At 58.9% G+C, this 24252-nt stretch carries 27 protein-coding genes; 9 read left to right on the top strand and 18 right to left on the bottom strand.

All coding sequences use genetic code 11. The annotated features are described in order from the left end of the window. Positions 1-37: 37 nt before the first annotated feature. A complete protein-coding gene (locus QWI18_RS18765) occupies positions 38-922 on the bottom strand; it encodes a DMT family transporter (RefSeq protein WP_065990259.1) in 885 nt (294 codons plus the stop codon). A 175-nt stretch (positions 923-1097) separates the two neighbouring features. Between QWI18_RS18765 and erdR the strand changes: the two genes are divergently transcribed. Together erdR and QWI18_RS18775 are read left to right on the top strand one after the other, a co-directional pair. Next, positions 1098-1745 (top strand): response regulator transcription factor ErdR, encoded by a 648-nt coding sequence (erdR, locus tag QWI18_RS18770; RefSeq protein ID WP_065989781.1) that lies wholly within the window; start codon positions 1098-1100, stop codon positions 1743-1745. Positions 1746-1851: 106 nt separating this feature from the next. Continuing rightward, positions 1852-2220 (top strand): diacylglycerol kinase, encoded by a 369-nt coding sequence (locus QWI18_RS18775; protein ID WP_065989780.1) that lies wholly within the window; start codon positions 1852-1854, stop codon positions 2218-2220. A 27-nt stretch (positions 2221-2247) separates the two neighbouring features. Here the strand turns inward: QWI18_RS18775 and QWI18_RS18780 are convergent, their stop codons facing one another. Continuing rightward, positions 2248-3174, bottom strand: coding sequence for a LysR family transcriptional regulator (locus QWI18_RS18780; protein WP_065989779.1), 927 nt, complete (start codon positions 3172-3174; stop codon positions 2248-2250). A gap of 122 nt (positions 3175-3296) precedes the next feature. Here QWI18_RS18780 and fpr point away from each other — a divergent pair, with 122 nt between their 5' ends. Further along, a complete protein-coding gene (gene fpr, locus QWI18_RS18785) occupies positions 3297-4076 on the top strand; it encodes a ferredoxin-NADP reductase (protein ID WP_065989778.1) in 780 nt (259 codons plus the stop codon). A 167-nt stretch (positions 4077-4243) separates the two neighbouring features. Here fpr and tsaA read toward each other — a convergent pair whose 3' ends face one another. The 3 genes from tsaA to QWI18_RS18800 all read right to left on the bottom strand — a co-directional run bounded on the left by tsaA (position 4244) and on the right by QWI18_RS18800 (position 6208). Beyond that, entirely contained in the window at positions 4244-4948 is a 705-nt protein-coding gene (tsaA, locus tag QWI18_RS18790) for a tRNA (N6-threonylcarbamoyladenosine(37)-N6)-methyltransferase TrmO (protein ID WP_369319508.1), read from the bottom strand. 17 nt (positions 4949-4965) lie between these two features. After that, positions 4966-5427 carry a DUF1456 family protein gene (locus QWI18_RS18795; protein WP_074891250.1) on the bottom strand — a complete coding sequence of 154 codons (462 nt, stop codon included), beginning with the start codon at positions 5425-5427 and terminating at the stop codon, positions 4966-4968. A 70-nt stretch (positions 5428-5497) separates the two neighbouring features. Beyond that, the gene (locus tag QWI18_RS18800; RefSeq protein ID WP_369319509.1) at positions 5498-6208 is read right to left on the bottom strand and encodes an rRNA pseudouridine synthase; all 711 of its coding nucleotides are present in this window, start codon (positions 6206-6208) and stop codon (positions 5498-5500) included. Positions 6209-6370: 162 nt separating this feature from the next. On the opposite strand from QWI18_RS18800, the gene QWI18_RS18805 reads away from it, so the two are divergent. Then, positions 6371-7366 carry an alpha/beta fold hydrolase gene (locus tag QWI18_RS18805; protein ID WP_369319510.1) on the top strand — a complete coding sequence of 332 codons (996 nt, stop codon included), beginning with the start codon at positions 6371-6373 and terminating at the stop codon, positions 7364-7366. Between the two features lie 12 nt (positions 7367-7378). Here QWI18_RS18805 and QWI18_RS18810 read toward each other — a convergent pair whose 3' ends face one another. Together QWI18_RS18810 and rimO are read right to left on the bottom strand one after the other, a co-directional pair. Further along, positions 7379-7831, bottom strand: coding sequence for a GNAT family N-acetyltransferase (locus tag QWI18_RS18810; protein WP_065989768.1), 453 nt, complete (start codon positions 7829-7831; stop codon positions 7379-7381). Positions 7832-7952: 121 nt separating this feature from the next. Beyond that, positions 7953-9275, bottom strand: coding sequence for a 30S ribosomal protein S12 methylthiotransferase RimO (rimO, locus tag QWI18_RS18815; protein WP_369319511.1), 1323 nt, complete (start codon positions 9273-9275; stop codon positions 7953-7955). Positions 9276-9383: 108 nt separating this feature from the next. Between rimO and QWI18_RS18820 the strand changes: the two genes are divergently transcribed. Together QWI18_RS18820 and QWI18_RS18825 are read left to right on the top strand one after the other, a co-directional pair. Further along, positions 9384-10520, top strand: a complete 1137-nt coding sequence (locus tag QWI18_RS18820) for a hypothetical protein (RefSeq protein ID WP_369319512.1) — start codon at positions 9384-9386, stop codon at positions 10518-10520. Next, positions 10517-12133 (top strand): recombinase family protein, encoded by a 1617-nt coding sequence (locus QWI18_RS18825; RefSeq protein WP_369319513.1) that lies wholly within the window; start codon positions 10517-10519, stop codon positions 12131-12133. Before QWI18_RS18820 ends, QWI18_RS18825 begins: the two co-directional genes overlap by 4 nt. On the opposite strand, the gene QWI18_RS18830 is transcribed toward QWI18_RS18825, so the two are convergent. The 11 genes from QWI18_RS18830 to QWI18_RS18880 form a co-directional block, all read right to left on the bottom strand. Next, the gene (locus tag QWI18_RS18830) at positions 12130-12396 is read right to left on the bottom strand and encodes a hypothetical protein (RefSeq protein WP_369319514.1); all 267 of its coding nucleotides are present in this window, start codon (positions 12394-12396) and stop codon (positions 12130-12132) included. The genes QWI18_RS18825 and QWI18_RS18830 overlap by 4 nt on opposite strands. Further along, positions 12393-14069 carry a DNA cytosine methyltransferase gene (locus QWI18_RS18835; protein WP_369319515.1) on the bottom strand — a complete coding sequence of 559 codons (1677 nt, stop codon included), beginning with the start codon at positions 14067-14069 and terminating at the stop codon, positions 12393-12395. Before QWI18_RS18835 ends, QWI18_RS18830 begins: the two co-directional genes overlap by 4 nt. Further along, on the bottom strand, positions 14062-15138 hold the full coding sequence (locus tag QWI18_RS18840; RefSeq protein ID WP_369319516.1) for a hypothetical protein: 1077 nt from the start codon (positions 15136-15138) through the stop codon (positions 14062-14064). Before QWI18_RS18840 ends, QWI18_RS18835 begins: the two co-directional genes overlap by 8 nt. Beyond that, positions 15135-15551 (bottom strand): hypothetical protein, encoded by a 417-nt coding sequence (locus tag QWI18_RS18845; RefSeq protein ID WP_369319517.1) that lies wholly within the window; start codon positions 15549-15551, stop codon positions 15135-15137. The genes QWI18_RS18840 and QWI18_RS18845 overlap by 4 nt, the downstream gene beginning before the upstream one ends. A 42-nt stretch (positions 15552-15593) precedes the next feature. Then, a complete protein-coding gene (locus QWI18_RS18850; RefSeq protein ID WP_369319518.1) occupies positions 15594-15920 on the bottom strand; it encodes a pyocin activator PrtN family protein in 327 nt (108 codons plus the stop codon). Beyond that, complete coding sequence (locus QWI18_RS18855) at positions 15920-16288, bottom strand: hypothetical protein (protein WP_369319519.1); 369 nt, start codon at positions 16286-16288, stop codon at positions 15920-15922. Before QWI18_RS18855 ends, QWI18_RS18850 begins: the two co-directional genes overlap by 1 nt. Before the next feature lie 140 nt (positions 16289-16428). Continuing rightward, positions 16429-16713: a phage antirepressor KilAC domain-containing protein gene (locus tag QWI18_RS18860; RefSeq protein WP_369319520.1), complete on the bottom strand. Its 285-nt coding sequence runs from the start codon at positions 16711-16713 to the stop codon at positions 16429-16431. Positions 16714-16723: 10 nt separating this feature from the next. Then, positions 16724-17311, bottom strand: a complete 588-nt coding sequence (locus tag QWI18_RS18865) for a hypothetical protein (protein ID WP_369319521.1) — start codon at positions 17309-17311, stop codon at positions 16724-16726. A 292-nt stretch (positions 17312-17603) separates the two neighbouring features. Further along, positions 17604-18572 carry a hypothetical protein gene (locus QWI18_RS18870; RefSeq protein WP_369319522.1) on the bottom strand — a complete coding sequence of 323 codons (969 nt, stop codon included), beginning with the start codon at positions 18570-18572 and terminating at the stop codon, positions 17604-17606. Positions 18573-18599: 27 nt separating this feature from the next. Beyond that, positions 18600-19247, bottom strand: a complete 648-nt coding sequence (locus tag QWI18_RS18875) for a S24 family peptidase (RefSeq protein ID WP_369319523.1) — start codon at positions 19245-19247, stop codon at positions 18600-18602. An 862-nt stretch (positions 19248-20109) separates the two neighbouring features. Then, positions 20110-20310, bottom strand: a complete 201-nt coding sequence (locus QWI18_RS18880; RefSeq protein WP_369319524.1) for a hypothetical protein — start codon at positions 20308-20310, stop codon at positions 20110-20112. A 218-nt stretch (positions 20311-20528) separates the two neighbouring features. On the opposite strand from QWI18_RS18880, the gene QWI18_RS18885 reads away from it, so the two are divergent. The 3 genes from QWI18_RS18885 to QWI18_RS18895 all read left to right on the top strand — a co-directional run bounded on the left by QWI18_RS18885 (position 20529) and on the right by QWI18_RS18895 (position 24054). Continuing rightward, positions 20529-21047, top strand: a complete 519-nt coding sequence (locus tag QWI18_RS18885) for a phage regulatory CII family protein (protein ID WP_369319525.1) — start codon at positions 20529-20531, stop codon at positions 21045-21047. A 432-nt stretch (positions 21048-21479) separates the two neighbouring features. Then, entirely contained in the window at positions 21480-23699 is a 2220-nt protein-coding gene (locus QWI18_RS18890) for a VapE domain-containing protein (RefSeq protein ID WP_369319526.1), read from the top strand. Continuing rightward, positions 23692-24054 carry a hypothetical protein gene (locus QWI18_RS18895; RefSeq protein WP_369319527.1) on the top strand — a complete coding sequence of 121 codons (363 nt, stop codon included), beginning with the start codon at positions 23692-23694 and terminating at the stop codon, positions 24052-24054. Before QWI18_RS18890 ends, QWI18_RS18895 begins: the two co-directional genes overlap by 8 nt. The last annotated feature ends 198 nt before the right edge of the window (positions 24055-24252 follow it).

Raw genomic sequence — 24252 nt, forward strand, 5'->3', positions numbered from 1 at the left:
GAGCCGCCTTAAAACGGCTCGCAATACGAGTATGACCTCAGGCGAGAGTTTTCTTCGGCCACAACTGCGCCAGCAGCATCCCCGCCAGCATTAATCCACAACCGATATAACCACGCAGTTGCAAGGCCTCTCCCAGAATCCAGGCGCCGGCGATGGCGGCGAACACGGCTTCCAGAGAGAGGATGATGGCGGCATGGGAGGCAATGGCGTGCTTCTGCGCGACCACTTGCAGCGTGTAACCCACGCCCACCGCGACGATGCCGCCATAAAGCAGGGAAGGGCCCGCATCGATGATCGCATTGAGGGCGATCGGTTCGAAGAGGACTGCCAGGAGCAGACTCACTACCGAACAGGTGGCGAACTGTAAAAAAGCCAGACGGATCGGGTCGTGGCGGCTGGCGAACAAACTGACCAACACCACGTGTGCACCCCACACGAACGCGCCGATCAACTGCAGCCAATCCCCCGAAGCGACGTGAAAGTTATCGCCGATACTGAGCAGGCACATGCCAACCACTGCCAACAGGCAACCCAGCCAGGTGCCCAGCCCGGTTTTATGCCCGAGCAGCAAGCCCAGCAACGGAACTACAATCACGTAAAGGCCGGTGATGAACCCGGAGTTGGTCACGCTGGTAAACAGCAGGCCGACCTGTTGCAGGTTGATGCCCAGTGCCAGCGCCAGGCCCATGATGATGCCGGCGCGTAACATGCCGCGATTGAGCAAGGGCTCTGGCACACGTGCCGTTTTGGCATTGCGCAGAATCAGCGGGATCAGGCAGAGGGAGCCCAGCGCGAACCGCAGACCCGAGAACAGGTAGGGACCGATGTGATCCATACCGGCGGTCTGGGCGACGAAGCCGGTGCCCCAGATCAATGCGGTCAGGAGCATGAGCAGGTCCGCTCGCAGGGCATGGTTTGGCATGATGGCACTCGTCAGGTCGGGGGCGCAGACTTTGCCGCAAAGCATCAGGCTTGACCACCCCGACTTCGCTGGGCATCCTTGGCGCCGCTCACGTACGGTCCCTGTGTCAAGATGTCGCGGGTGACCTCATTGGGTGTTGAATTCGTCGGCGCTCAGTCACTTACAGGATCATGAAATGCCATACGAAATCCTGATTGCCGACGACCATCCCCTGTTTCGCAGCGCCTTGCATCAGGCGCTGAGCCTTGGGCTCGGGCCGGACGCCAGATTGGTCGAGGCCGAGAGCATCGCTGATCTGGAAGCGCGACTGACCGAAAAGTCTGACTGGGATCTGGTTCTGCTGGACCTGAACATGCCCGGCGCCTATGGCTTTTCGGGGTTGGTGCTGTTGCGCGGCCAGTACCCGCAAGTCCCGGTGGTGATGGTCTCCGCTCAGGAAGAGGCCGCGGTGGTGGTCAAGTCCCGCGAGTTCGGCGCCAGCGGCTTCATCCCGAAATCCAGTTCCCTGGAAACCATTCAGAAGGCCGTGCGAACGGTGCTGGATGGCGATGTCTGGTGGCCCCCGCAGGTCAACGAAAGCATCAGCGTGTCACCGGAGGCCAAGGCCGCCAGCGAAGGCCTTGCCAGCCTGACGCCCCAGCAGTTTCGCGTGTTGACGATGGTCTGCGAGGGGTTGCTGAACAAGCAGATCGCCTACGAGCTGAGCGTGTCGGAAGCCACGATCAAGGCCCATGTCACGGCGATCTTTCGCAAGCTCAACGTGCGCACCCGAACCCAGGCCGCTTTACTGCTGCAACAATTGGAATCCATTCCCCAGAGCTGATTCCCGCGAATCAGGCTAAACCCCGGGCTTTACGCGGCCGACCTTCACACTTTTTTGACCGTCGCCGCACTAGCCTCCACCGCTTTCATTCATCAGTAGTTTTCCTATGACGTCCCCATTCAAAGGCCAGACCGGCCTCAAACGTATTCTCAACGCGTCTGGCTATTCCTTTGACGGCCTGACCGCTGCATTTAAGGGCGAAGCGGCGTTCCGTCAACTGGTGCTGCTCAACGTCGTGTTGATCCCGCTGTCCTTCGTGTTTCATGTCAGCCGCGGCGAGCGCGCGATCCTGATCGCGGTGTGCCTGTTGGCGCTGATCGTGGAACTGCTGAACTCGGCCATCGAAGCCGCGATTGACCGGATTTCCCTCGACCGCCACCCGCTGTCGAAGAACGCCAAAGACATGGGCAGCGCCGCACAGTTCGTGGCGCTGAGCATGATTGCCGTGGTCTGGGGCCTGATCCTGCTGGGCTGACAATCGCCTTTATAGCCGGGCTGCGCGTCAGGCAATGCTTGGCAGGACAATCTCGTCGCTGCGGTTAACACCGGCGGTGAATGAGCGACAGAGGTCGAGGAATTCGCGGATAGCGGACGTCTGATATTTCTGTTTGTGCCAGATGAAGTAGAACTGGCGCACCAGATCCAGCTCCGGCGTTTCAACCGCAACGAGGCTGCCGCGACGGAAAGCGTCACGCAGGGCCAGACGCGAGATGCAACCAATTCCCAGCCCTGACTCCACAGCACGTTTGATCGCCTCGGTGTGTTCCAGCTCCAGCCTCACGTTCAGGCTGTTCAGGTGATGACGCATGGCCTGATCGAAGGTCAGGCGCGTCCCCGAACCCTGCTCCCGCAAGATCCACGCCTCCCGCGTCAATTCCTCCAGTGACGCCCGGCCCTTTTTGGCCAGCGGATGCTGAGGGGCGCAAAACACCACCAGCTCATCCTCGACCCAAGTCTGCACTTCGATGTCGGGGTGGCTGCAGTCGCCTTCGATCAAGCCCAGATCGATTTCGTAATGGGCGACCTGCTGAACGATGTTCGCCGTGTTTTGCACGTGCAGCTTCACCTGGCTCTCAGGGTGGCGCTGCATGAAACTGCCGATCAAGAGGGTCGCCAGGTAGTTGCCGATGGTGAGGGTTGCGCCGACCGCCAGCGAGCCGAAGCCGGACTTGCCGTTGAGCAGGTCTTCGATCTCCTTGGCCTGATCCAGCAGCGCAACGGCCTGGGGCAACAGCTGCCTGCCGGTGGCATTGAGGCTCAGCCGCTTACCGGCGCGGTCGAACAGCTGGCAGCTGGACTGGCGTTCCAGTTCAGTGATGGACGTGCTCGCCGCCGATTGCGACAAGGACAGCAGGACCGCTGCGCGGGAAACGCTTTCCTGCTGAGCGACGGCGACGAAAACCTGGAGCTGACGGAGAGTAAATCGCATATCTATATAACCGATAACCCATATCTTGATAATTCAGTTAACAGATATTGTGTCTGCCACTAGAATGTCGCGCAATGGCGCATCGACTGGCGCACGTTATTTATCAGGAGCTCCCACGTACCATGAGCAACATGAATCACGAGCGTGTCCTCAGCGTTCATCACTGGAACGACACCCTCTTCAGTTTCAAGTGCACCCGTGATCCTGGCCTGCGCTTCGAGAACGGTCAGTTCGTCATGATCGGTCTGCAGCAGCCAAACGGGCGCCCGCTCATGCGTGCCTACTCCATTGCCAGCCCGAACTGGGAAGAGCATCTGGAGTTCTTCAGCATCAAGGTGCCGGACGGCCCGCTGACCTCCCAGCTGCAGCATCTGAAGGAAGGCGACGAGATCATCATCAGCAAGAAGCCTACGGGCACGCTGGTGCTGGACGACCTCAAGCCGGGCAAGCACCTTTACCTGCTCAGCACCGGTACCGGTCTGGCGCCGTTCATGAGCGTGATTCAGGACCCCGAAACCTACGAGCGTTTCGAGAAGGTCATCCTCTGCCACGGCGTGCGTTACGTGAATGAAGTCGCTTACCGCGAGTTCATCACCGAGCACCTGCCGCAGAACGAATTCTTCGGCGAGATGCTGCGTGACAAGCTGATCTACTACCCGACCGTGACCCGCGAGCCGTTCGAGAACGAAGGCCGCCTGACCGACCTGATGCGCAGCGGCAAGCTGTTCAGCGACATCGGTCTGCCACCGATCAACCCGCAGGACGACCGCGCCATGCTGTGCGGCAGCCCGAGCATGCTCGACGAAACCAGCGAAGTGCTGAACAGCTTCGGCCTGACCGTTTCGCCGCGGATGCGCGAGCCAGGTGATTACCTGATCGAGCGCGCCTTCGTCGAGAAGTAACGCCATTCAGATACGACCCAATCGCCGATGAACACCCTCGCAGCCCTGCGAGGGTGACGTCATCGGCGAATAGGTCAGTACAGGCACCCGCATTTTTGGGGTCTGAAAAAAACCGCCTGGAGGTCACGGACCAGGCGGTTTTTTTGTGGGCAGGCGTCAGTCGTTTATCAACCGGCGGCGGGAACCACCTCCAGCACGCAAATGACACCCGGCTGCGGATAGTGCCAGCGAACGTCCAGATCCCAGAACTGCGCGCCGTAGCGGCGCTCTGGCGTGGGCGTCTGGTAGGCCGGTCGCGGGTCTTGAGCCAGGCACTGCTCGATCAGTTCGATCAGCGGTTCTTCGAGGCGCAACCCGTGTTCGCGGGCCTGGGCCAGCGCCGCATCCCCCCACTGCACCGGAATCAGCTCCGGCGCAGCGGCGGCCATGCCGTTGCGCGCATCAGCGATGACATCGGCGTAGGGCACGTAGGGTTTGACGTCCAGCACCGGCGTGCCGTCCAGCAGGTCGATGCCCGACAACCACAGGCGCCCGGCTTCGACCTTGTCCAGCTTGACCACCGACTGACCGATGCCGTTGGGCCGATGGGTGGCGCGCGTGGCGAACACGCCCATCGACTGATTGCCGCCCAGACGAGGAGGGCGCACCTTGAGTCGCGGCTTGTCCTCCAGGGCTTGATGAAACAGAAACAGCAGCCAGACATGGCTGACTTGTTCCAGGCCCTGCACGGCGTCACCCTGATCAAAGGGCGCGATCAACTCCAACACGCCCCGCGCGGCAGGCGCCAGTTGCGGCTGCCGGGGAATCGCAAACTTCTCTTTGAAGCACGAGCGCATGAAACCGATCGGCGAAACGCTGTAGGCCTGGGTCATCAACGGAGCTGCAGCGCTTAGCCGCGTACGCGCAGGGTCAGGCCGCGCAGGAAGTTGCGCAGCAACTGGTCGCCACAGACACGGTAGTTGGTGTGACCCGCCTTGCGAAACAGGGCGCTGAGTTCAGGCTTGGACACCGGGAACTCGGACGCCTTGAGGATCGCGTGCATGTCGTCTTCCTTCAGCTCGAAGGCCACACGCAGCTTTTTCAGAACGATGTTGTTGGTGATCGGCAGCTCGACAGGCAGCGGCGGGCGGCTCTCGTCCTTGCCGCGCTTGAAGAACACCAGACCGTCGAGGAAATGCGCCATGACCTCGTCGCTACACGGCACGAAGCCTTCTTCTTCGTCTTTCTTCATGTAGGCCGCGACATCGGCCTTGGTCGCGTCGAACCCGCCGAGCTTGATGATATCGACCACTTTGGCGTCGTTGATATCAAGCATGTAACGGATGCTGCGCAGTACATCGTTGTTCATCATGGTGCGTGTATTTCCTGGGGATTCGCAGATGAGCGCCCGCGAGAGTCGATAGGGCGCTCAGAAAGGGGATTCAGAATTTTTCTTTGTCGGTCATGTAGCGCCACTGGCCTTCAGGCACCTTGCCGATGGACACGCCGCCGATACGAATACGTCGCACCGAAACAACCTTCAGGCCTACCGCTTCGCACAGCTGGGCAATGACCCCGGGCTGCGGGTTTTTCATGGCGAAGCGCAGGCGGTTTTCGTTCTGCCAGCTGGCTTTGACCTTGGGCAGTTCCTTGCCCTTGTAGGTCATGCCGTGGTTCAGGCGGTTGAGACCGTGGGCAACCATGTCGCCCGAGATCTCGACGACGTATTCCTGCTCGATCTTGCTGCGGTCGTCGGTGAGTTTGCGCAGGATTTTCCAGTCCTGGCTGAACACCATCAGGCCGCTGGCGTTGGCTTGCAGCGTGGAAATAGATTCCAGGCGCAGGAAGTGCCCTTTGAGCGGACGCCGGCCGATGCTGTGGTCGGCGGACAACGTACTTGGCGTGATCAGCGCCAGGGCGCGTTCAGGGGCCATGCCCGCCGGCGCGTTGAACAGCAGGGTGACGGATTCAGGGGTATCGGCTTTTGCTTCCGCATTCAGCACCACGGTCTGGTTTTCGACCTTGAACTGGGGCTCGTCGACGACAACGCCGTCCACCGTGACCCAGCCGCCTTCAATGAACAGCTCGGCTTCGCGCCGGGAGCAACCGACCAGCTCGATCAGGCGTTTGGAAAGGCGAATGGGGTCAGTCATGAGAAAAGCCGTAACAAAATGGAAAGGCGCCTATTGTACCCGCCCAGGCACCGTTAATCGCGGCCACATTGAAATTGGCGGGTGAATAAGCCTCCACTCGATGGATTTTTCCGGGAGCGACGCAGGTCTGCTCTCTATTCCTACATTGTCTGGAGCGAATTCATGACCAAATGGCTACCCGCACTGCTGATGACTGTCAGCCTGCCGCTACTCGCTGCGCAAACCCCGGCCTACGGCCCGCAGCTGGAAGGCTTCCAGTACCCGTTCCCGGCGCAGAACTTCAGCTTCGATTCCCAAGGCGCACCGGTGCAGATGGGTTACATGGACATCAAGCCTACCGGCCCTGCCAATGGACGCAGCGTCGTGCTGCTGCACGGCAAGAACTTTTGCGGCGCCACGTGGGAAGGCACTATCAAGGCGCTGACGGGCGCAGGTTATCGTGTGGTCGCGCCGGATCAGATCGGCTTCTGCCGCTCCAGCAAACCGGCGGACTATAAATACACCTTCGAGCAACTGGCGCAGAACACCAAAGCGCTGCTGACCCAACTGGGCATCGATCACGTCACGGTGGTCGGGCATTCCATGGGCGGCATGCTGGCGACGCGCTTTTCGCTGATGTACCCCGACCAAGTGGACCAGTTGCTGCTGGTCAACCCTATCGGTCTGGAAGACTGGAAAGCCAAAGGCGTACCGGATCGCAGCTTCGATGACTGGTATACCCGGGAGCTGAAGACCAACGCCGGCAGCATTCGCAAGTATCAGCAGTCGACCTATTACGCCAACGAATGGCGGCCCGAGTTCGATCACTGGGTCAACATGCAGGCCGGCATGTTCAACGGCAAAGGCAAAGAGGAGGTGGCGCGAGCTTCTGCCCAGACCTACGGGATGATCTTCAATCAGCCGGTGTTCTACGACTTCGAGAAATTGAAGATGCCGACCGTGTTGCTGATCGGCCAGAAGGACAATACCGCCATTGCCAAAGACGCAGCGCCTGAGGCATTGCGCAAGACGCTGGGCAATTACCCGGAGCTGGGCAAGGCCGCCGCCAAGCGCATTCCCCAGGCGACGCTGGTGGAGTTCGCCGGGTTGGGCCATGCGCCGCAGATTCAGGATCCGCAGCAGTTCAACAAGGTGCTGTTGGAAAACCTGAAGCGTTGATTCGGTTGAGCTTCAGCTGATCCTGAGCCGCATCCGCAGCATCGGATGCGGCCGACCGAGTCCATCGACTTCCGCCCGGCCCACCACCTCAAACCCCTGCCGTTCATAAAAGCCCAGCGCCTGGGCGTTCTGCTCGTTCACGTCCAGCTCGGTGATGTGGAAATGCTCGATCGCGTAGTCCAGCAGTTGCTTGCCCAGGCCCATGCCACGGTGTTCAGGGGCGATAAACAGCATTTCGAGTTTGCCCGGCGTGGTGCCGGCAAAGCCAGTGATGCGCAGGTGCGAGTCCCGGGTGCAGAACAGGTTCACGGCGCCCAGGTATTGGGTTTCCAGCAGATGCCGCAGCAGCGTGATGTAGTTCTCCGGCAGAAAGTCATGGGTCGCGCGCACGGAGGCTTCCCACACCCGGGTGAGTTCGGCGAAGTCGTGCTGCCTGGGCAGATAGATGACCGAGTGCCGGGCCATATTGCCGCTGCTCCCTGGGTAGTGATCCTGATGTGGGGACGATAGCCAGAAAAAACAAACCCCGCCGTTTTACGGGCGGGGCTGTTTGAGGCAGAACGGTGTTGGAGCCGGCGCTTGAGCGTTAGATCGGCTCAGCCCACAGGTCGTACTCATCGGCATCCACCACGCGGCACATGACCTTGTCGCCTGGCTTGAAGTCACGTTCGCTTTCGACAAACACATTGCCGTCGATTTCCGGTGCGTCGAAGAACGAACGACCCACGAAACCCTGCTCTTCCACTTCGTCGATCAGCACTTCGATCTCCTTGCCGATTTTCATCTGCAGGCGCGCGGCGCTGATGGCTTGCTGGTGTGCCATGAAGCGGTCCCAGCGATCCTGCTTGATGTCGTCCGGCACGATCGGCGCATCCAGCAGATTCGCCGGTGCGCCCTCGACAGGGGAGTACTGGAAGCAACCGACGCGGTCGAGCTGGGCTTCAGTCAGCCAGTCCAGCAGGTACTGGAAGTCTTCTTCGGTTTCGCCCGGGAAGCCGACGATGAAGGTCGAACGGATGATCAGGTCCGGGCACTGCTCGCGCCAGTTCTTGATGCGCGCCAGGGTCTTGTCTTCGAAGGCCGGGCGTTTCATCAGCTTGAGGATCTTCGGGCTGGCGTGCTGGAACGGGATGTCCAGGTACGGCAGGATCTTGCCCGCCGCCATCAACGGAATGATCTCGTCGACGTGCGGGTATGGGTAAACGTAGTGCAGGCGCACCCACACACCCAGCGAACTCAGCGCCTGGCACAGCTCGGTCATGCGCGTGCGCACCGGCTGGCCGTTCCAGAAACCGGTGCGGTATTTGATGTCAACGCCGTAGGCGCTGGTGTCCTGGGAGATCACCAGCAGCTCTTTCACGCCGGCTTTGACCAGCCGCTGGGCTTCGTCGAGCACGTCGCCAATCGGGCGGCTGACCAGCTTGCCGCGCATGGACGGGATGATGCAGAAACTGCAGCTGTGGTTGCAGCCTTCGGATATCTTCAGGTACGCGTAATGTCGCGGGGTCAGCTTGACCCCTTGCGGCGGTACCAGATCGATCAGCGGGTTGTGATCGAGCTTGGGTGGCGCGGCGTCATGGACGGCATTGACCACTTGCTCATACTGCTGCGGACCGGTAACGGCCAGTACGCTCGGGTGCACATTGCGGATGACGCTTTCGTCCACGCCCATGCAGCCGGTGACGATCACTTTGCCGTTCTCGGCCAGCGCTTCGCCGATGGTCTCGAGGGATTCGGCCTTGGCGCTGTCGATGAAACCGCAGGTGTTGACCACGACCACGTCAGCGTCCTGGTAGGTCGGAACGACCTGATAGCCTTCCATGCGCAGCTGAGTCAGGATGCGCTCGGAATCGACCAGGGCCTTCGGGCACCCAAGCGATACCATACCTATACGTGGACCTGTGGACATGATATTACCTTTGACTTGGGTGATTCGGGGCGCGCGATTCTATGCGTTGCTCAAAAAATGTGCAAAAAAATTTATCATAATGATAATCAATAATATTAAGTGGGTAGCATGAGCGAAGAGCAAAGTGTTAATGGTGTCAAGGACGGTCCTGTTAATAATACTGAGCGAGTCAAGAACGCGAAGCGCGTCATGTTTTTCAGGGATCCTGCCACCGGTCGCCTCATTTCTGCGCGGGACGCTGAACAGTCGGAAGACCACGCCCTAGCCGAAAAGGAAGATGCGAAAAACGCCGAAGAGAAACATCGCATCACTAGAATTTATTTTTTGGTGACGTACGCAGCATGTGTCCTGGCGTCTGCTCTCTTGTGGGAACTGCTTCAGCCTAGCATTTTAATTCAGTTTTTTAGTAATGTTCTGGTCGCATTGTTATTCGTTGCTTTGCAAATCGCTGTGGTCGCGCTGATTTGGATGGCGCCTGCTGCCAACAAGAAAACATCGTTTATAGATGCTGACAATGCGGTCCAAAAAAACTCCATAGGTGCGGGGGAAGCTAGACAGCCTGATGCTAAAAAAACTTTCAAAATGTTTACATCAGCCATGGAGGTTTCTAAGCCTGATCCTTTATCTAAAGCAGATGTGGAGAGCGCAACCCAAGATCCTTTTGACTCCGATATCGTTGCTCTGACTGACGACGAAAAATTTGAAGATCATATGCGAAAAATCGACGACTATCTTGAATCTCAAATTGATCTCGCTGAGCGGAAGGCGTCGATTTTGCTGGACAAGGGAACCGCTTACATTCGAAACGGCATCTTTTTCTATGTTGCCACCATTGTAGGGTGGCAGATATTGGAGCGAAACTCTGAGCTTACTACCGTTGCGGTATTAGGTATGGTGTCTTGTTCGTTAACCTTTTTGGTTATCGAGTTTTTGGCTGCATGGTTCCTGAGGCAGTACCGGAGTTTTGTAGACGCCTCAACGCAACTGCTTCGTGTAAAGTCAATTTTCAATAAGTACATGCTTACCTACTTTGGAATTAAAGAGTTTTCAGACCCCGCCGACAGTTCAAGCTATGAAAAGATCCGCTCGGAAATTTCTACTATGCTTGCGCATGAGATTAAATGGCCAGAAACTGCTTTAGGAAAGAATGGGGACTTCAATCATATGATGGAAATGTTCGATTCTCTCACAACGTTCGTCGATAAGGCGCAAAAGCTAGTGAAGCCGGAAAAGCCTGCCACATGAAGAAGTGCGCGCCATCAGTCTACAGTTATCTGAGGTTTTCTGACGCGAAACAATTGACTGGCAGCAGCGTCGATCGGCAGGTCGAATATGCACGTAAGTGGGCGGCAGAGCATGATTTAGCGTTGGATTCGGCTCTGTCTTTGCGGGATGAGGGATTATCCGCCTACCATCAATGCCATGTTACCAAAGGCGCTCTGGGAGTCTTTCTACGCGCTATCGAAGACGGGCGTATCGCCTCTGGCTCTGTCCTAGTGGTCGAAGGCCTCGACCGCCTAAGCCGCGCTGAACCCATTCAAGCTCAAGCCCAACTCGCCCAAATCATCAACGCGGGCATAACCGTCGTTACCGCCAGCGACGGCCGTGAGTACAACCGTGCGGGTCTGAAAGCCCAGCCGATGGACCTGGTGTACTCGCTCCTGGTTATGATCCGCGCTCACGAAGAGTCAGACACGAAATCCAAGCGCGTTAAAGCCGCGATCCGCCGGCAGTGCGAGAACTGGATAGCCGGGACCTATCGAGGCCTGATCAGGAACGGCAAGGATCCCGCTTGGCTCCGCTGGGACGGCGAGCAGTGGCAGATGATCCCCGAGAGGGTAGAGGCCGCCCGGGCGGTGATCGAGTTGTTCATGCGAGGTTATGGCTCGGTCAGGATCGTCCGGGAGTTGAGCGACAAGGGCTACGCGCTGACTGATAAAGGCATCACGTCCCTGCAGGTCCACAGACTGGTTCGATTGCCGGCGCTGCTCGGCGCGAAGGAGCTGGAGGTCGACGGTGAGACCTACAGAATGGAAGGCTACTACCCGCCGCTGATCGATCCGCTACAGCATGCCGAGCTGCAGCAGCTGGTTGATAGTCGCGTCCGACGCAAGGGCAAAGGTGCGATACCTGGTGTGTTCACAGGCTTGAACATCTCGTACTGCGGCTATTGCGGTACCGCGATGATTGGTCAGAATTCGATGCAGCGTGCCAAGGCCGACGGCTCGATCACTGACGGGCACCGGCGCGTGATCTGCGTTGGGTATTCGCACAACAAGGGTTGCCCGGTTGGAGGCAGCTGCAGCGTAGTGCCGATCGAGAAAGCGATCATGGCCTACTGCACTGATCAGATGAATCTCACCAGTCTGCTGGAGGAACGCGATCAGAATCAGGCCATTCGCGAGCGGTTGGCGAAAGCGAAGGCTGATGTCGGCGTGCTCGAGCAGCAGATCGAGCGGGTGAGCGAGGCGCTGATGGCAGATGAAAGCGGCGCGGCCCCGCTGGTGTTCGTGCGCAAGGCGCGTGAGCTGGAGGCGCAGCTTGCCGTGAAGCAGAAGGAGGTCGGTCAGGCCGAGAGAGAGCTGGTGGCTGTATCGCACCGGGGCCAGCCGGCGCTTTCTGAAGCTTGGGCGGATCTCGTTGAGGGCGTCAATGGGTTGGACTACGGCGCTCGGATGAGGGCCCGCCAATTGGTCTCAGAAACGTTCGAGCGGATTGTGATCTATCACCGAGGGATGCAGGATCCTGACCGAAAAGGGAAATTTATCGACGTGCTGTTAGTTGGGAAGGGTGCTCAACCCCGGCTGCTGAGGATCAATCGCACAACCGGGGAATGGCAGGCTGGGGTAGGCGCCTAAGCAGCGTCTTCTGTAGCGAAAGGTACCGGTTTGCTCAGTACGCGCAGATGCCCCTGGCCGATCCAGAAGTTGTGCTGCACCTGGATGCAGACGCTCCATGCCTCCCGCTCAACCTCAGCACCTGCAGCCACCACGTTTCCGTTGTCGTCGACCAGCGCTAAGCGCAGACGATTCCCGGCGCGGGTGCTGCAGGTGAATCCTTCATAGACGACACCTTTGATCACTGCCTCAGGCAGCGTGTCGGTTTTCGCATCAAAAATCATGCTGCTTCCCCCATCTGCGCCACGCTCAATCCAACTGCAATAGGACGCACCCACACCGGCAAGTTGCTCAACATGAATGTCTCGCCAATGCCCGCAAGGAGCAGGGTGGTTCCCATGGTCAAAGCAATCGCCTCGGCCGCAGCCGGCGGCACGGCGTTGCCGATGCGCTCTCGCCACGCTTGGTCGCTCAGGCCGTCCAGCTCCAGCCACTCTTCCGGCTCAACCAGACTCTGCAACGCGGCCATCTCGAAGGTGGTGAACGGGCGGTGCCACGTGCCGTCGAGGCTTTCGATCACGCAGGTCAATCGCTCATTCGCGGCCGGCATGCGCGGATCTGCGACTGACCAACGGCCATTGTCCTGGCGTGCGCTGGCTGACACGGCGCCGCATGGGTCGTTCCAGTCGACGACGCCGTAGTGGCCTCCGCTCAGATACGCATCGCCCTTGCTGCGCTTCATCCCCGGGCGCGGGTCCTGTACGGCGAAGGCGCCCTGGCCCGTGGTGCTGCCGGATATGACGGTGCGCGATGCGCCGTCCCACTTGGCGACGTTGTACTTGGCGTGGCCGATGCCGGGATCGCGCGGATCAGCGATGCTGAACGTGCCTTGGCCCGGCGACTTCACGCCGATAATCGCGCCGCTCGATTCGTCCCAACGACGGACGCCGTACTGCTGATACTGCAGTGCACCGGCCTTGCCGCGCGGATCGGCCACCGAGAACGCGCCGTTGGTTGGGCTGGACCGGCCGGCGACGGTGCCCATCGGGGCGCTCCAGCGGTTCACGCCCAGGTAACCGGCGTACGCTTCCGGCACGATGACCAGATCCCTCAGGTATCCATCCTCGATCGACAAGTCGTTGAGGCATCGCCAATCCTTGCCAGCCTCGACCAGCGCGAGGCGTACCCACGTTTTCCACTGCAGGGCAGGGATGCGGTGCATGGGGCCAGCGGCCTCCACGTCGCCGGCGATGGGCATGCGGCCGAGGATCGAACCCACCGATTTCAGTGACCGCTGTTCGGGCTCGTAAAGGAAAGGCGGGACCTGCTCGGCGTGCCGTGCCACGAGCAGGAAGCGCTTGCGGCTCTGCGCCAGTCCGCCGATCACCCCGCAGTCATGGGTTGTCTCTGCGACGGCGTAACCGTAGTGGTTCAGCAGGTTGTTGATCTGGTCGAGCAGATGACGTCCCCGGGTAGCCAGACGCGGGACGTTCTCGAAGACGATCAGCGGCACGGGATCATCCGGCCATGCCTCACACATGAGCCACATGCAGCGCAACGTTAGCTCGTTCAGTGCCTGGTACTTCGGCGTCTGGCTCATGGTTTCGGACAGCAAGCCTGATGCGCCCTTGCACGGGCTGGATATGAACACGGCATCGGGTCGCTGGTATCCAGCTGCACGGCGAATGTCTTCGGCCGTCGCTTCCCGCCAGCCCTCAGGTGGCTCTTTGTCGTGGAAGCGGATGTATTGATCGCGGGTGAACAGATCGAGCAAGGTCCCTGGCACGCCGGCGAGTCGTTCAAAGTCGCGCAACCCAGCTGGGTCGACGTCGACGCCGCCGATGCAGACCCACTCGCCCTGGATGTTGCCCACCACCGGCTTGGCCTTGTTGAAGCCTTTGGCCCCGCCGCCGAGGCCGCAGCACATGTGGAAGTGCTTGAGGATGCGCTTATGCATAGCCGGACTCCTTCTTGCCTGAAGCCAGCTCGCGGATTGAGTCGTAGGTGGCGCATTCAAAACACACCGAATCATCGAACTCCCAGCGGCCTGGCGTCTGATGACAATGGCCTGGCGCGCCCGTGGTGCAATTGTTCGATGAAAGAATGCTCGCGAGGTCTCGCATCGCGTGGTGATACATCCCGATCAGGCTCTTGGCGTGTTCCATCAACATCGTCACCTCGGGCGCAGTGGCGTATTCGCCTACGTGCCTGGGAGAGATCAGGGCCCAACCTTCGGCTGTCTTCGGCAGGGGCTTATACCCCTGAGCAAGCTGCGCGGGCGGGCAAACCCGAGCGTTTAGCGTGTCCTCTGATGTCGCTGCCCGGCGCAGCTTTTCGTGGGGTATACGCGCCTCGGCAGTGGCGCTGACCTCTTCAGTAATGCCTGCTGCTGCGCAGCAGAGGCTCTTTGTTTTCTGCGCGGCGACACTGAGTACGTTGCGCAGCAAAGCGGGCGACTTTTCGTGTGCAGCCTGCGCCACTAACGCGCCCGCTTTCCTACGATGCTCAATGGCGAGTTGGTCCATCAGGCGCTGGAAGTAATTGTCGCGGGCTTCCTGTACACCCCACGGCCGAATGGGTTTCGTCATCGGCGCGACGCCGTCCAGGCAAACCCACGTGTCGAACGTCGGTTGCATCAGGTCACGTCGTTCGGTGGCCAGCGCGATCATGTCCGCCTGCAGGACGCAGTCCGGTAACACGCGGTCGATCCTGAAACGCTCGCAGATGCTCAGCCAGAGGCGTTGCTCGATGTCTCGGTAGGCCGGCAGCACCTGTTTCAATGGCTGGACGACGTCGCCGCAATAGGCCTCGGTTGCGTCATGCAGGAGGGCGGCGAGTTTGTGCTCCTCGGGCACCAGATCCGCGACGATGCAGTTGTGTTGGGCAACGCTATAGAACTTGCTTGTGTGCCCGCCAAAGCGGCAGATCTGGCCGAGGGCGTGCGCGATGTCGCGAGGGTCAATCTGCTGGGCGTCTGGTGCGCGCAGGTCGATCGTCTTGCCGAGGAAGGTCAGGATCTGAGTCATGCCGCACGCTCCTGAGCACCTGGCTCGATGAGGTCGGCGAGCGCCAAGGCCTTATCGCGAAGCTGAAGCGTCTGCTCGGTGTGCGCTTTCGCATTGATCGCGCCAAAGGTGGCCGACGCTACCTTTAGCTTGCTGGCGATCTGCAGCAGCGTCTGGCGTTCGGCCTTGCCAAGCTTGGCGTTGGCGCGGGCGCAGTGATACTGACGATCAAGGCGGCAGTAATCGCGGCGAGCGAGATGCAGCTTCTCCTGGAGCTCTCTCACCGTGGGCTCAAGACCGCTACGCCCGACTTTCAGGCCCAGCTCCATGCCGTAATTTCGTCCGTCTTTGTTGCCGAAGCGGTAGCCGAGGTAAATGAGGAATACAGCCATTACGATCAGGCTGATGAAGGCGAACGTTTGAGTGATTGTCATAGTGCTTTCTCTAGTGGTGCGCCGGTGGTGGCGGCGGTTTGGTTATTTGCTGGGTTCAGCCGAGTCGGATGCGCCGGCGGCCATCTCTTCGTCGGCCTTGTAGGCACGGATGTCGATCAGGGCCGCGATGTGGCGGATGTGTACGAACTTCGGCGCCTTGCGGCTTGTGTCCAGAGTCGTGACCGGCAGCTGGATGCGGCCGCTCTCGATCTCGGCTTGAAACGACCGGTCGTTGAGGTTGCGGAAGTACTGCGCGCGCAGCTTCTCCAGAGGGATAAGCACGTCGCCGAAGGTGCGGTAGAGCAATTCGACGGTGACGGCTTCCGGCGCCGGGATGAGACGGAGCGGGGGCTGATTCGAGTTGTTCATCACGGCACCAGCGGCCGACATTTCGTGGCTTCCTGGTTGAGAGCCCGCAACACTGCTTCGCCGCTCGAGCCTTGGCCGTATAAGCACAGGCCCTCACGTACATAGATGAAGGCCTTGAGAGATGGATCTCGGTTAGCTCTAATCTGGTGTTCGGTCGAATAGGACGTCGCCCCCAGCTTTTGCGCGAGCAATGCCGTTGCCGCGTGCAGCTCAAGTTGTGCTACTTGCAGAGGGGGCGTCTCCTCGATTGGAGCTCCAGCGGCGATGCAAATGAGCCGCGCCCAGCTCAGGATCTGATTGGGCGAGCGAGCTTCCGGGGGGATAGATGCAAGTTTTGCCAGCGCATCGTCAATCAGTTGATGGTCCATGTCGTCTTTTCCTTTTGGGATGACCCCAGGCAATCAGGCAGTGTTTTTTCGTCAGCTCGCGCAGGTGTTCGGGGACCTCAAGGAGCGCGCTGTTGCGCTCCTCTTTGGTCCTCATGGCGATGATCTGGCGAGCGTATTCCCTAGGCCACGTCACGGCGGTCAGCCGGGGTAGCGGGGAGTGCGAGGTCGAGTTGTTCAGCGAGCCAAGGGATGCCGGCTTGTTTCACCCTGGTGGACTGGCTGTACTGCATGCCCAGTTCGTGGTGATACCAACTGCTGTCTTTGACGCGCAGATAATCGCGGTCACGGTGGGGGTAGGCCGGGAGGTTGAGCTCGTTCAGCACGCCCTTGGCGCGCATCAACTTGATGAGCTTGGGCCGTGTGATGCTGAAGTAGTCGGCGGTGAGTTTCAGGCTGCGTTCCATGCTGGCCTCCTTAAGCCGCGTGAGCCGCAGGGGTTGCGGCGTCGGCGATACGGAGGAGGGCGTTGGCAACCTTTTCGTACAGCTCGACCGCACTGCCGCGCGCGGTGAAGCACTGAGTCCGCGGTTGCTTAACGCCAATGCTGACGATCACCGTGATCGCGGAGCGCAGGCCGTTGCGGTGGATGGCGAGGTGGATCGGCAGATCGAAGCCCGCCTCCAGCGTCACCGTTCCGCCCGTGCAGACGAGCTCAAACACCTGCTGAAGCTGCTCGGAAGTGAAGCACCCGAACTGACGGCTGGCGTGTCGGACCTGCAGCTTCAAAGGAGCTGAGACCAAGGCCGGTCCGTTCGCGATTTCTTCGATGAAATCCGCAAGCTTGAGGTGCGTCTTCTTGTCATTCTGCAGGACGAGCGAGTGCCTTTCGCAACCAATCTCAACGGTGAACGTTGTCCTGACGGGCTCTCGGTCGACCTGCAGACGAAAGGGCAGAACGTGACGCTGAGGAGTGGAGCGCAGCACGTGACTGAACGTCTCGCTCAGGTTGACCTGGGCGCCGAGCAGGCGAAGGGTGCGGTTGTCGATTTTGAACAGGCTCATGCTGCACGTCCCCCGCCGTTTGGGTCGGTGGGGAGCGTGCGGATTTGCGCGGCGAGGGTCGGCTTAGATGGCACGAAGGCGCAGCCTGACTCGCGCGCCAAGCGGCGGGTTTCGAAGATTTGGAACGGGTTTGCAGCGGCCGGGTGGACGTGCAGGGTTGCGGTGGTTTGCATGGGTGTGGCCTCAGCTCTGTGGTGGAGAGTGAAGCCAAATATAACCTATATGGTTAACACGTCAACATAAAATAACCTTACAGGTTTATCTGGGTTTGGTGTGCGAAGATCGGCGGTCATCAAAGGAATGGAATGTCATCGTTTTCAAGGTCCTCCTTGGTAGTGACGTGTACCCTCACTCTGAAGTTGTACCCAGCTGCAACTCTACGGATAGCGTTCTTGATCTCTGCCGGACTCAACAAAAGTCTTCCCATAACTACGACTAAGTGGAGGGTGAGCTTGTCATCTCTAGAGATTGATCTGCTGATACTGTCAACAATATCGAATGTCTTAAGGAAACGATTGGGATTAAACGAATTTGTAAAGAGCTTGACCTCTGCAACATCGATACAGTCTTTGTTTCTGGCTACAGCATCAAATACGTATCTTCCGTTAGAGTTGGTTGGGGAGAAAACTACATCCTGCCTAAAGTCTAGATTTAGCCAAGTCGCAAGCTTTCTAATAGCAAGTTTCTCGGTAACTACGACATCTCCCATCAAATTTCGATGCTGAAGTTCATATGATTCTGTCGTGTCAATCTTCTTTGGATCAAAGGCAGGGGATGCCTTAGACTTCACCTCTTCTGGGGTAGTAGTAGGTTGGTCAGGAGTAGGCGAGGGGTGAGGAATCGAACCGTTCTTAACTGCAAGATCTGCATCCCCTAATCCTTCGGCCTTGGTAGCATCGCTATTTGGCGCATTACCGACGGGTGACGTGCTCGCGTCGTCAGTATTTCTCTGGACCTCCGACGTCTCATCTTTCAGCTTGCGATCTACTTCCACTGACGTGGCCGTCCGGAAAGGATTTACAAAGTTTTGCTCGTCCTTGTAGTCCGAAGGGGCGTAGAGAGTCTTGTGATTGAAGTTTAATGTGACAAAAAAAAGGACAACAGTTAGGGTAGGAAAACCCATCAAAAAATAGATGTAGAAAAGTTGATTTTCGGGTGTCTTAATAAACGGAAGAATTCCAGCTCCACTTACTTCAGCTACGCCAGCGAAAAGAGAAATCAGCGTAAGTGGATTTTTAATGTGCTTCATGTTTTCGAACATCGGGCCGCTCCTGCGCGATGGATATTATTAGAGATCCGTAATTTTCCACATAGCTCGCCCGCAAATTACCCAGATATCATTCAGCGGAACGATCCTGTCGGGCCAGTCTGCATTTAGAGCAACTAAATACTGCTCTGTTCCTTCTTGCTTCAATTGCCTCAACGTAATTGCGTGGTGATGTTTGTGCTTCACCGCAACGTAATGACTTGGCAAGGGTTGACGTGAAGGGTCGACGACGACTTTGTCGCCTTCGATAAAGTGTGGGTACATGCTAATCCCCTCGATCAACAGAATGAACGCGCGCGGCCCTACGGGTCCAGGGGATTCAATCCACTCATCTGTACCATCTTGATTTAGCTCTCCATCCAGCTCCAAGAATGCAGCTGCAGGCACTGATCGAAGCACGGGGAGTTTCCTACCTGTATGGCTCAAAATCTGGTGAGTGCTGAACTCACCGACCCCATGGGGCATGTCGAGGTATCCGTCGTGGAGGCCCAATGCATTTTCTATCTGCCGCGCTATCTGGTCGCCAATCCCTTTGGTGGGGTTTTTGCCCCCAAACGCGCTCACTTGCGACGGCGCTTTGTCAAGGCGATTCGCAATGTCCTTAAGCTTTATGTTCTTTTCGCTCAGGATCCGGCGAAAATTTTGCAGTCGAGTGTTTTTGATATTCATGTAGGCAATTCTGAGGTGATTAACCCCATAGGTGAATATCCTTACGGGTGTTGATTTTAATAACCCTTTGGGTTAACTTTGGGCTTCGGAGGTACACCATGAAGCTACGACAGTACATTCACACGATGAACCAGCAGTCGATAACTGCTTACGCTGAACGATGCGGGATTTCCACTAGCTACCTGCGACTTCACGTCAAGTACGCGAGCAAAGACCCTAGCGTCACTCTAATCAAAGCCCTCGCACGGCATAGTGAAGGGTTGGTTTCGCTCGCTGAGGTTCTGGAGCATTTCGGTATCACTGAGGCATCTGAGGCCAAAGCCGCATAAGGAAAAAAGGCGACCCAAGGGCCGCCCAGTTCCCCCTGACAGCGTCACCACAACGCTGTCAGGTCTCGGTAAAACATGACGGTCACACCACGATACAACCGTCAGTTCTAGCCGAGATTCCAAGGCACGGATGCCTTGGTTGCTGCCGTCTCCACCACAGATTGGGCAGCTGTTGCGCCAGGGGTGAGCAAATGAATTGCTCGCCCCGGCACGGTGCCGGGTTCGACTTTACGGGTCTAGCCGGCGTTTTGGGCCTCTCAGCCACGCGGGCAATTTACCACCATTGCGTCCTGCGCGGCACTGGCAACCTGTAGGAGTTAATGCCATGTGCAACAGCCACGAACTCAAACCATCACCGAGCCCTGAGCCGGTCAATATTTACGCTGAAAACTTCGGCGTAGGGCCTGGGCTGTCTGTCTCCATCAATCACATCGACAAGGGCGATGTGGTCGTGCGCTGCGCTTACAACGGGCACGTTTTCCAGTCTTATGCGCCGACTTCGCTGGACTGCGCGTTAGCGGCAGTCTCGATGCTCAGTCGAGGTTACGAAGCACCACGCGTCCTGTTTTGTCGAGGTATACGGGCTGATCGAACTCAACCTGCAGCAGACCCGGTCCGTACTCGCGAACACGATAAAAATCCAGACCGCTGAAGCTGATTTCGTAGTCATCCGGGTAGCCTGCCAGCGCGTCGCGGAAGCGGCCGAGGGAAATGGTAGGGACGGGATGGCCCATTAACTGTTGCTCCTCTGCGAATTAAAAATTTGGTCCGAGGCGTGATTGCTTCAGACCGCCGCCTTCTTCACCACGGATAGGCAGCTACAACGTCGGACGCTGGGTAGTGACCTACTCATCTTCGGCGCGGTGCCGGTCTTGGCCGGCAATGGACCTCTCAGCCGCTTTCGTGCACCACCACTGCATGAGCGGCCTGGCAATACGTAGGGATTAATGCCATGAGCCGTATCGCTCTCAATTGCGTTGATCGAGCACAAAGGGAAGTCCTGACGCTCGAATTAGCGCTGTACCACGCCGCGCGGGACTACCCCGGCGGCGCTGCCGCAATCGCCGCCACCACCGGCAGAAACGCTTCCACGCTGCAGCACAAGCTTTCACCCACGCACCCCAGCCACATGATCAACGTGCAGGAGTTCGGCGAGATCCTGGAGCTGACCAAGGACCGCCGCATTCTCGACGCGGTACACGCCCTGGTCGGCGACACGATCTGGCAGGAGCTGGCCGAGGCCTACACCTGCGACATGCCTGAGACGTTGACCGTCGGCATTGCTGCCTACTTCCGTCAGGTCGCCGATCTAGCGGACACCTGGGCGAAGAGCATCGGTGACGGGCAGGTCAACGACTCCGAAATGGCCGAGATTCGCCTGCAGGTGTTTCGCGGCATTCAGGGGCTGCTCGGGATGCTCAACCGCGCGACTTACGTCCATCGCACAACGCGGGGGACTGACCGTGGATAGGTCACTCCGAATTAACCGGCCTGCACCCCAGCGGCGTTTTGTACCTCACGAACGCCATTTCCAACCCTCCGGACGACGCCCGAATTCTATCGTTCGGCGAAGCCAAGCGGCTCATGGGAATGGAGGAGTGGAACCCCGCGAGCTGAGGGATCCTTCCGAAAGATGCCGAGGAATGTTCCTACGTGGACAACTAACGGTAGCCACACGCAAGTTGGGGGTGTGCCATGTCTGACGCCGCCGACTTTGCGAATGACTTGATGTTGAAATCGATGGATCTGGCCTTGGCAGCACGCAAGCCTGCCGAGGCTCAGGCCCCGTCGATGTTTTGTGTCGGGTGTGGGGCATTGATTCCCTGGCCCCGGCGATTTGCTGTTGCCAACTGCGTGCGTTGCATGCAGTGCCAGACGAAGTTGGAAGTACAGGGAGTTCGACATGATTGATGAAGTAATGGGGCAATTTGCAGATTTCGGTCTGGAGCCTGCCGAGCCGTTGGTATTCGGCAAGCTGACCCGCTGCAGGACGTCTCTAGACAAGGGCAGGGAGAAAAACGGCTGGTATGTGGTGCATGAGCATCACACTGAGAAGGGCGAAACGCTCATTTTTGGCAGCTTCGGCGATTGGCGCTCCGGCGAGTCGCAGAAGATCAAGGTCAAGGCTGGGCGCATGAGTGCGGAGGAGCGCGAAGTGATGCGCGCCCGCCAGGAGGAAGCGAAACGGCGGGCTGCGGAGGTGTCAGCAAACGCTGCTCGCAGAGCAGCCAGTCGCGCGTCCAGTCTGTTCAAACGGATGCCTGAGAAGGGCAAAAGCCTGTATCTGGACCGCAAACAGATTGTGGGCTTCGGCGTTCGGTATGCCCCTCGCACCGGGGCTGTCTTGGTGCCCATGTGCGATGCGCGCGACAAGATTGTCGGCCTGCAGGTGATCTTCCCCGAGGTGCAGGAGAATACCGGGCGAGACAAGTCCTATTGGCCGTACGGGATGAGCAAAGAGGGCACGTTCCATCTGATCGGCCCGCACCCTGAGCCGGGCGAGCCAGTGCTGGTGTGCGAGGGGTATGCGACGGGCGCCAGTTTGCACATGGCTACCTCTGCGACAGTTGCGGTGGCGTTCGATGCGGGCAATCTGCGGGAAGTCGCGAAGGCGATGCGTGATCGTTTTCCCGGGCGCCCGTTGATCGTTTGCCGGGACGATGACTGGAAGACGAAGCGACCGAATGGTGAGCCCTGGAACCCTGGCGAGGAGAAGGGCGCGAATGCGGCGTTGATCGTCGGCGGGCAGGTCGTGGGGCCGGTCTTTTCGGGCGAGCGGCACGACAAGTGGACCGACTTCAACGATCTGCACTGCGCGGAAGGGCTTGAGGCTGTTCGGCGTCAGGTGCTTGCGGTCATCAAGCCTCCAGCGGCCGGAGGTTGGAAGGATCACCTCGCGCGGACCGAGGGAGGCGCGCTGATTGCTCACATGTCCAACGTCGAGATGATCCTCGGCAATGACGAGCGCTGGAGCGGCGTCATCAGCTATAGCGCGTTCAGTTCAAAGATCGTCAAACAGCGTGCGGCACCCTACGGCGGTGAGACGGGCGACTGGGCGGACATCGATGACACGCGCGTGATGAAGTGGCTGGCACAGCAATACAACCTGCGGGTGAAGCCATCCAGCGTGATCGAGGCAGTGAGCGTCGTTGCGCACGACCACGCGTTTCACCCGGTGCGCGAGTACCTGCAAAAGCTTGAATGGGATCGGGAGCCTCGGCTTGCGGACTGGCTGACCAGCGTCATGGGCGTTGCACCCACTGAGTACGCGAGCAAGGTCGGCAAGCGCTGGATGATTTCGGCGGTCGCGCGCGTGATGAGGCCGGGTTGCAAGGCGGACTCGGTGTTGATCCTTGAAGGCGCGCAGGGCGCGGGTAAATCGACTGCGATGAGCATCCTTGGGGGCGAATGGTTCATGGATACGCCATTTGCGTTGGGCGACAAGGATGGCTTCCAGGCAATTCGAGGCAAGTGGATTGTGGAGCTGGGCGAGCTGGACAGCTTCAACAAGGCCGAGAGCACGAAAGCGAAGCAGTTCTTCTCCGCCTCGACCGACACCTACCGCGAAAGCTACGGCCGCAGAACGAACGACGTGCCACGCCAGTGTGTTTTCGTGGGCACGACCAATCAGGACGAGTACCTGAAGGATGCCACCGGCAACCGGCGCTATTGGCCTGTCGCGTGTACGAAGGTCGATACGGACAAACTGCGCGAGATCCGTGATCAGCTTTGGGCGGAGGCGATGTTTTGCTATCTGGCGGGCGAGATCTGGTGGGTCAACCGTGATGAGGCTGAGATGTTCGCCGAGGCGCAGGACGAGCGTTTCGTGGTGGATGAGTGGGAAGGCCCGATTCTGACCTGGCTGGAGGAGTCGCAGATCGGCGCGACCACCACTGGCGCCGAGGTGCTTTCGCAGGCGCTGAAGCTGGACTTCGGGCATTGGGGGAAACCTGAGCAGATGCGCGTGGGCGCGATCATGCATCGGCTTGGCTGGCGTCGCGTGCGAATGCCGGCGCTGTCGAAGAGCAAGCAGCGACCGTGGGGATACAAGAAGCCGGAGAGCTGGGGCGGGGCGGGCGCGCTGGTATTCGATCCGGTGGAGGAGCCTTGCTTCGATGATTAAGCGTATCGACGAGATGCTGAAGCTGTGGGCTGAGGATCTCCACTCTCCCTGCCGGGGCATCGCCGGCGGCAGCGGCGGCAACATGATTGCCATGCTGATGGAGTGCAAGGGCGAGTTGATTCGGGGCACGCGGGGGAGCCGGGTCCTGCTGGATGAGTCGGCGGATATCGAGCTGATCGTGAACAAGCACCTGGCGCCGGAGCTCTCTGTGGTCGTGCGGGAGCACTACTGCAATAGGGATAGCTTTTTGTCGCAGAAGTACACCCACTGCGGCTGCAGCCGTGACACCTACTATCAACGCCTGCACCTGGCGCACCAGTGCATCGCGGGAATGCTGATAGGGAAGGCTGCTTGAAGTATCGCCCGCCCCTGGCTGTTCGCATGACGCAGGCCCGCCTTGTCCCTCTACGGTTTCAGCGAATGGGACAAGCGCGGGCCTCGTCGTCGTTGGGCTGTCCCACTGTCCCATCTGTCCATTCCATCACGCATGTGAGCGTAGCGGGCGAGTGGGTACGCGCGTGTCACGCGCAGGCGTGCTTTTCATTTCTTTCTA

Origin of the sequence: Pseudomonas sp. W2Oct36, assembly GCF_041060465.1 — a bacterium.
GTDB classification, from domain to species: Bacteria; Pseudomonadota; Gammaproteobacteria; order Pseudomonadales; family Pseudomonadaceae; genus Aquipseudomonas; species Aquipseudomonas graminis_B.

What these genes read in the sequence shown, in the direction of transcription:
- QWI18_RS18885 (WP_369319525.1), top strand. Translation starts at nt 20,529, where the DNA reads ATGAGCCGTATCGCTCTCAATTGCGTTGATCGAGCACAAAGGGAAGTC.
- QWI18_RS18830 (WP_369319514.1), bottom strand. Translation starts at nt 12,396, where the DNA reads ATGATTTTTGATGCGAAAACCGACACGCTGCCTGAGGCAGTGATCAAA.
- QWI18_RS18860 (WP_369319520.1), bottom strand. Translation starts at nt 16,713, where the DNA reads ATGGAACGCAGCCTGAAACTCACCGCCGACTACTTCAGCATCACACGG.
- QWI18_RS18875 (WP_369319523.1), bottom strand. Translation starts at nt 19,247, where the DNA reads ATGAATATCAAAAACACTCGACTGCAAAATTTTCGCCGGATCCTGAGC.
- QWI18_RS18845 (WP_369319517.1), bottom strand. Translation starts at nt 15,551, where the DNA reads ATGACAATCACTCAAACGTTCGCCTTCATCAGCCTGATCGTAATGGCT.
- QWI18_RS18850 (WP_369319518.1), bottom strand. Translation starts at nt 15,920, where the DNA reads ATGAACAACTCGAATCAGCCCCCGCTCCGTCTCATCCCGGCGCCGGAA.
- QWI18_RS18765 (WP_065990259.1), bottom strand. Translation starts at nt 922, where the DNA reads ATGCCAAACCATGCCCTGCGAGCGGACCTGCTCATGCTCCTGACCGCA.
- erdR (WP_065989781.1), top strand. Translation starts at nt 1,098, where the DNA reads ATGCCATACGAAATCCTGATTGCCGACGACCATCCCCTGTTTCGCAGC.
- QWI18_RS18825 (WP_369319513.1), top strand. Translation starts at nt 10,517, where the DNA reads ATGAAGAAGTGCGCGCCATCAGTCTACAGTTATCTGAGGTTTTCTGAC.
- QWI18_RS18840 (WP_369319516.1), bottom strand. Translation starts at nt 15,138, where the DNA reads ATGACTCAGATCCTGACCTTCCTCGGCAAGACGATCGACCTGCGCGCA.
- QWI18_RS18880 (WP_369319524.1), bottom strand. Translation starts at nt 20,310, where the DNA reads ATGGGCCATCCCGTCCCTACCATTTCCCTCGGCCGCTTCCGCGACGCG.
- QWI18_RS18805 (WP_369319510.1), top strand. Translation starts at nt 6,371, where the DNA reads ATGACCAAATGGCTACCCGCACTGCTGATGACTGTCAGCCTGCCGCTA.
- QWI18_RS18835 (WP_369319515.1), bottom strand. Translation starts at nt 14,069, where the DNA reads ATGCATAAGCGCATCCTCAAGCACTTCCACATGTGCTGCGGCCTCGGC.
- rimO (WP_369319511.1), bottom strand. Translation starts at nt 9,275, where the DNA reads ATGTCCACAGGTCCACGTATAGGTATGGTATCGCTTGGGTGCCCGAAG.
- QWI18_RS18890 (WP_369319526.1), top strand. Translation starts at nt 21,480, where the DNA reads ATGATTGATGAAGTAATGGGGCAATTTGCAGATTTCGGTCTGGAGCCT.
- tsaA (WP_369319508.1), bottom strand. Translation starts at nt 4,948, where the DNA reads ATGACCCAGGCCTACAGCGTTTCGCCGATCGGTTTCATGCGCTCGTGC.
- QWI18_RS18800 (WP_369319509.1), bottom strand. Translation starts at nt 6,208, where the DNA reads ATGACTGACCCCATTCGCCTTTCCAAACGCCTGATCGAGCTGGTCGGT.
- QWI18_RS18780 (WP_065989779.1), bottom strand. Translation starts at nt 3,174, where the DNA reads ATGCGATTTACTCTCCGTCAGCTCCAGGTTTTCGTCGCCGTCGCTCAG.
- QWI18_RS18820 (WP_369319512.1), top strand. Translation starts at nt 9,384, where the DNA reads ATGAGCGAAGAGCAAAGTGTTAATGGTGTCAAGGACGGTCCTGTTAAT.
- QWI18_RS18855 (WP_369319519.1), bottom strand. Translation starts at nt 16,288, where the DNA reads ATGGACCATCAACTGATTGACGATGCGCTGGCAAAACTTGCATCTATC.
- fpr (WP_065989778.1), top strand. Translation starts at nt 3,297, where the DNA reads ATGAGCAACATGAATCACGAGCGTGTCCTCAGCGTTCATCACTGGAAC.
- QWI18_RS18870 (WP_369319522.1), bottom strand. Translation starts at nt 18,572, where the DNA reads ATGTTCGAAAACATGAAGCACATTAAAAATCCACTTACGCTGATTTCT.
- QWI18_RS18810 (WP_065989768.1), bottom strand. Translation starts at nt 7,831, where the DNA reads ATGGCCCGGCACTCGGTCATCTATCTGCCCAGGCAGCACGACTTCGCC.
- QWI18_RS18775 (WP_065989780.1), top strand. Translation starts at nt 1,852, where the DNA reads ATGACGTCCCCATTCAAAGGCCAGACCGGCCTCAAACGTATTCTCAAC.
- QWI18_RS18895 (WP_369319527.1), top strand. Translation starts at nt 23,692, where the DNA reads ATGATTAAGCGTATCGACGAGATGCTGAAGCTGTGGGCTGAGGATCTC.
- QWI18_RS18795 (WP_074891250.1), bottom strand. Translation starts at nt 5,427, where the DNA reads ATGATGAACAACGATGTACTGCGCAGCATCCGTTACATGCTTGATATC.
- QWI18_RS18865 (WP_369319521.1), bottom strand. Translation starts at nt 17,311, where the DNA reads ATGAGCCTGTTCAAAATCGACAACCGCACCCTTCGCCTGCTCGGCGCC.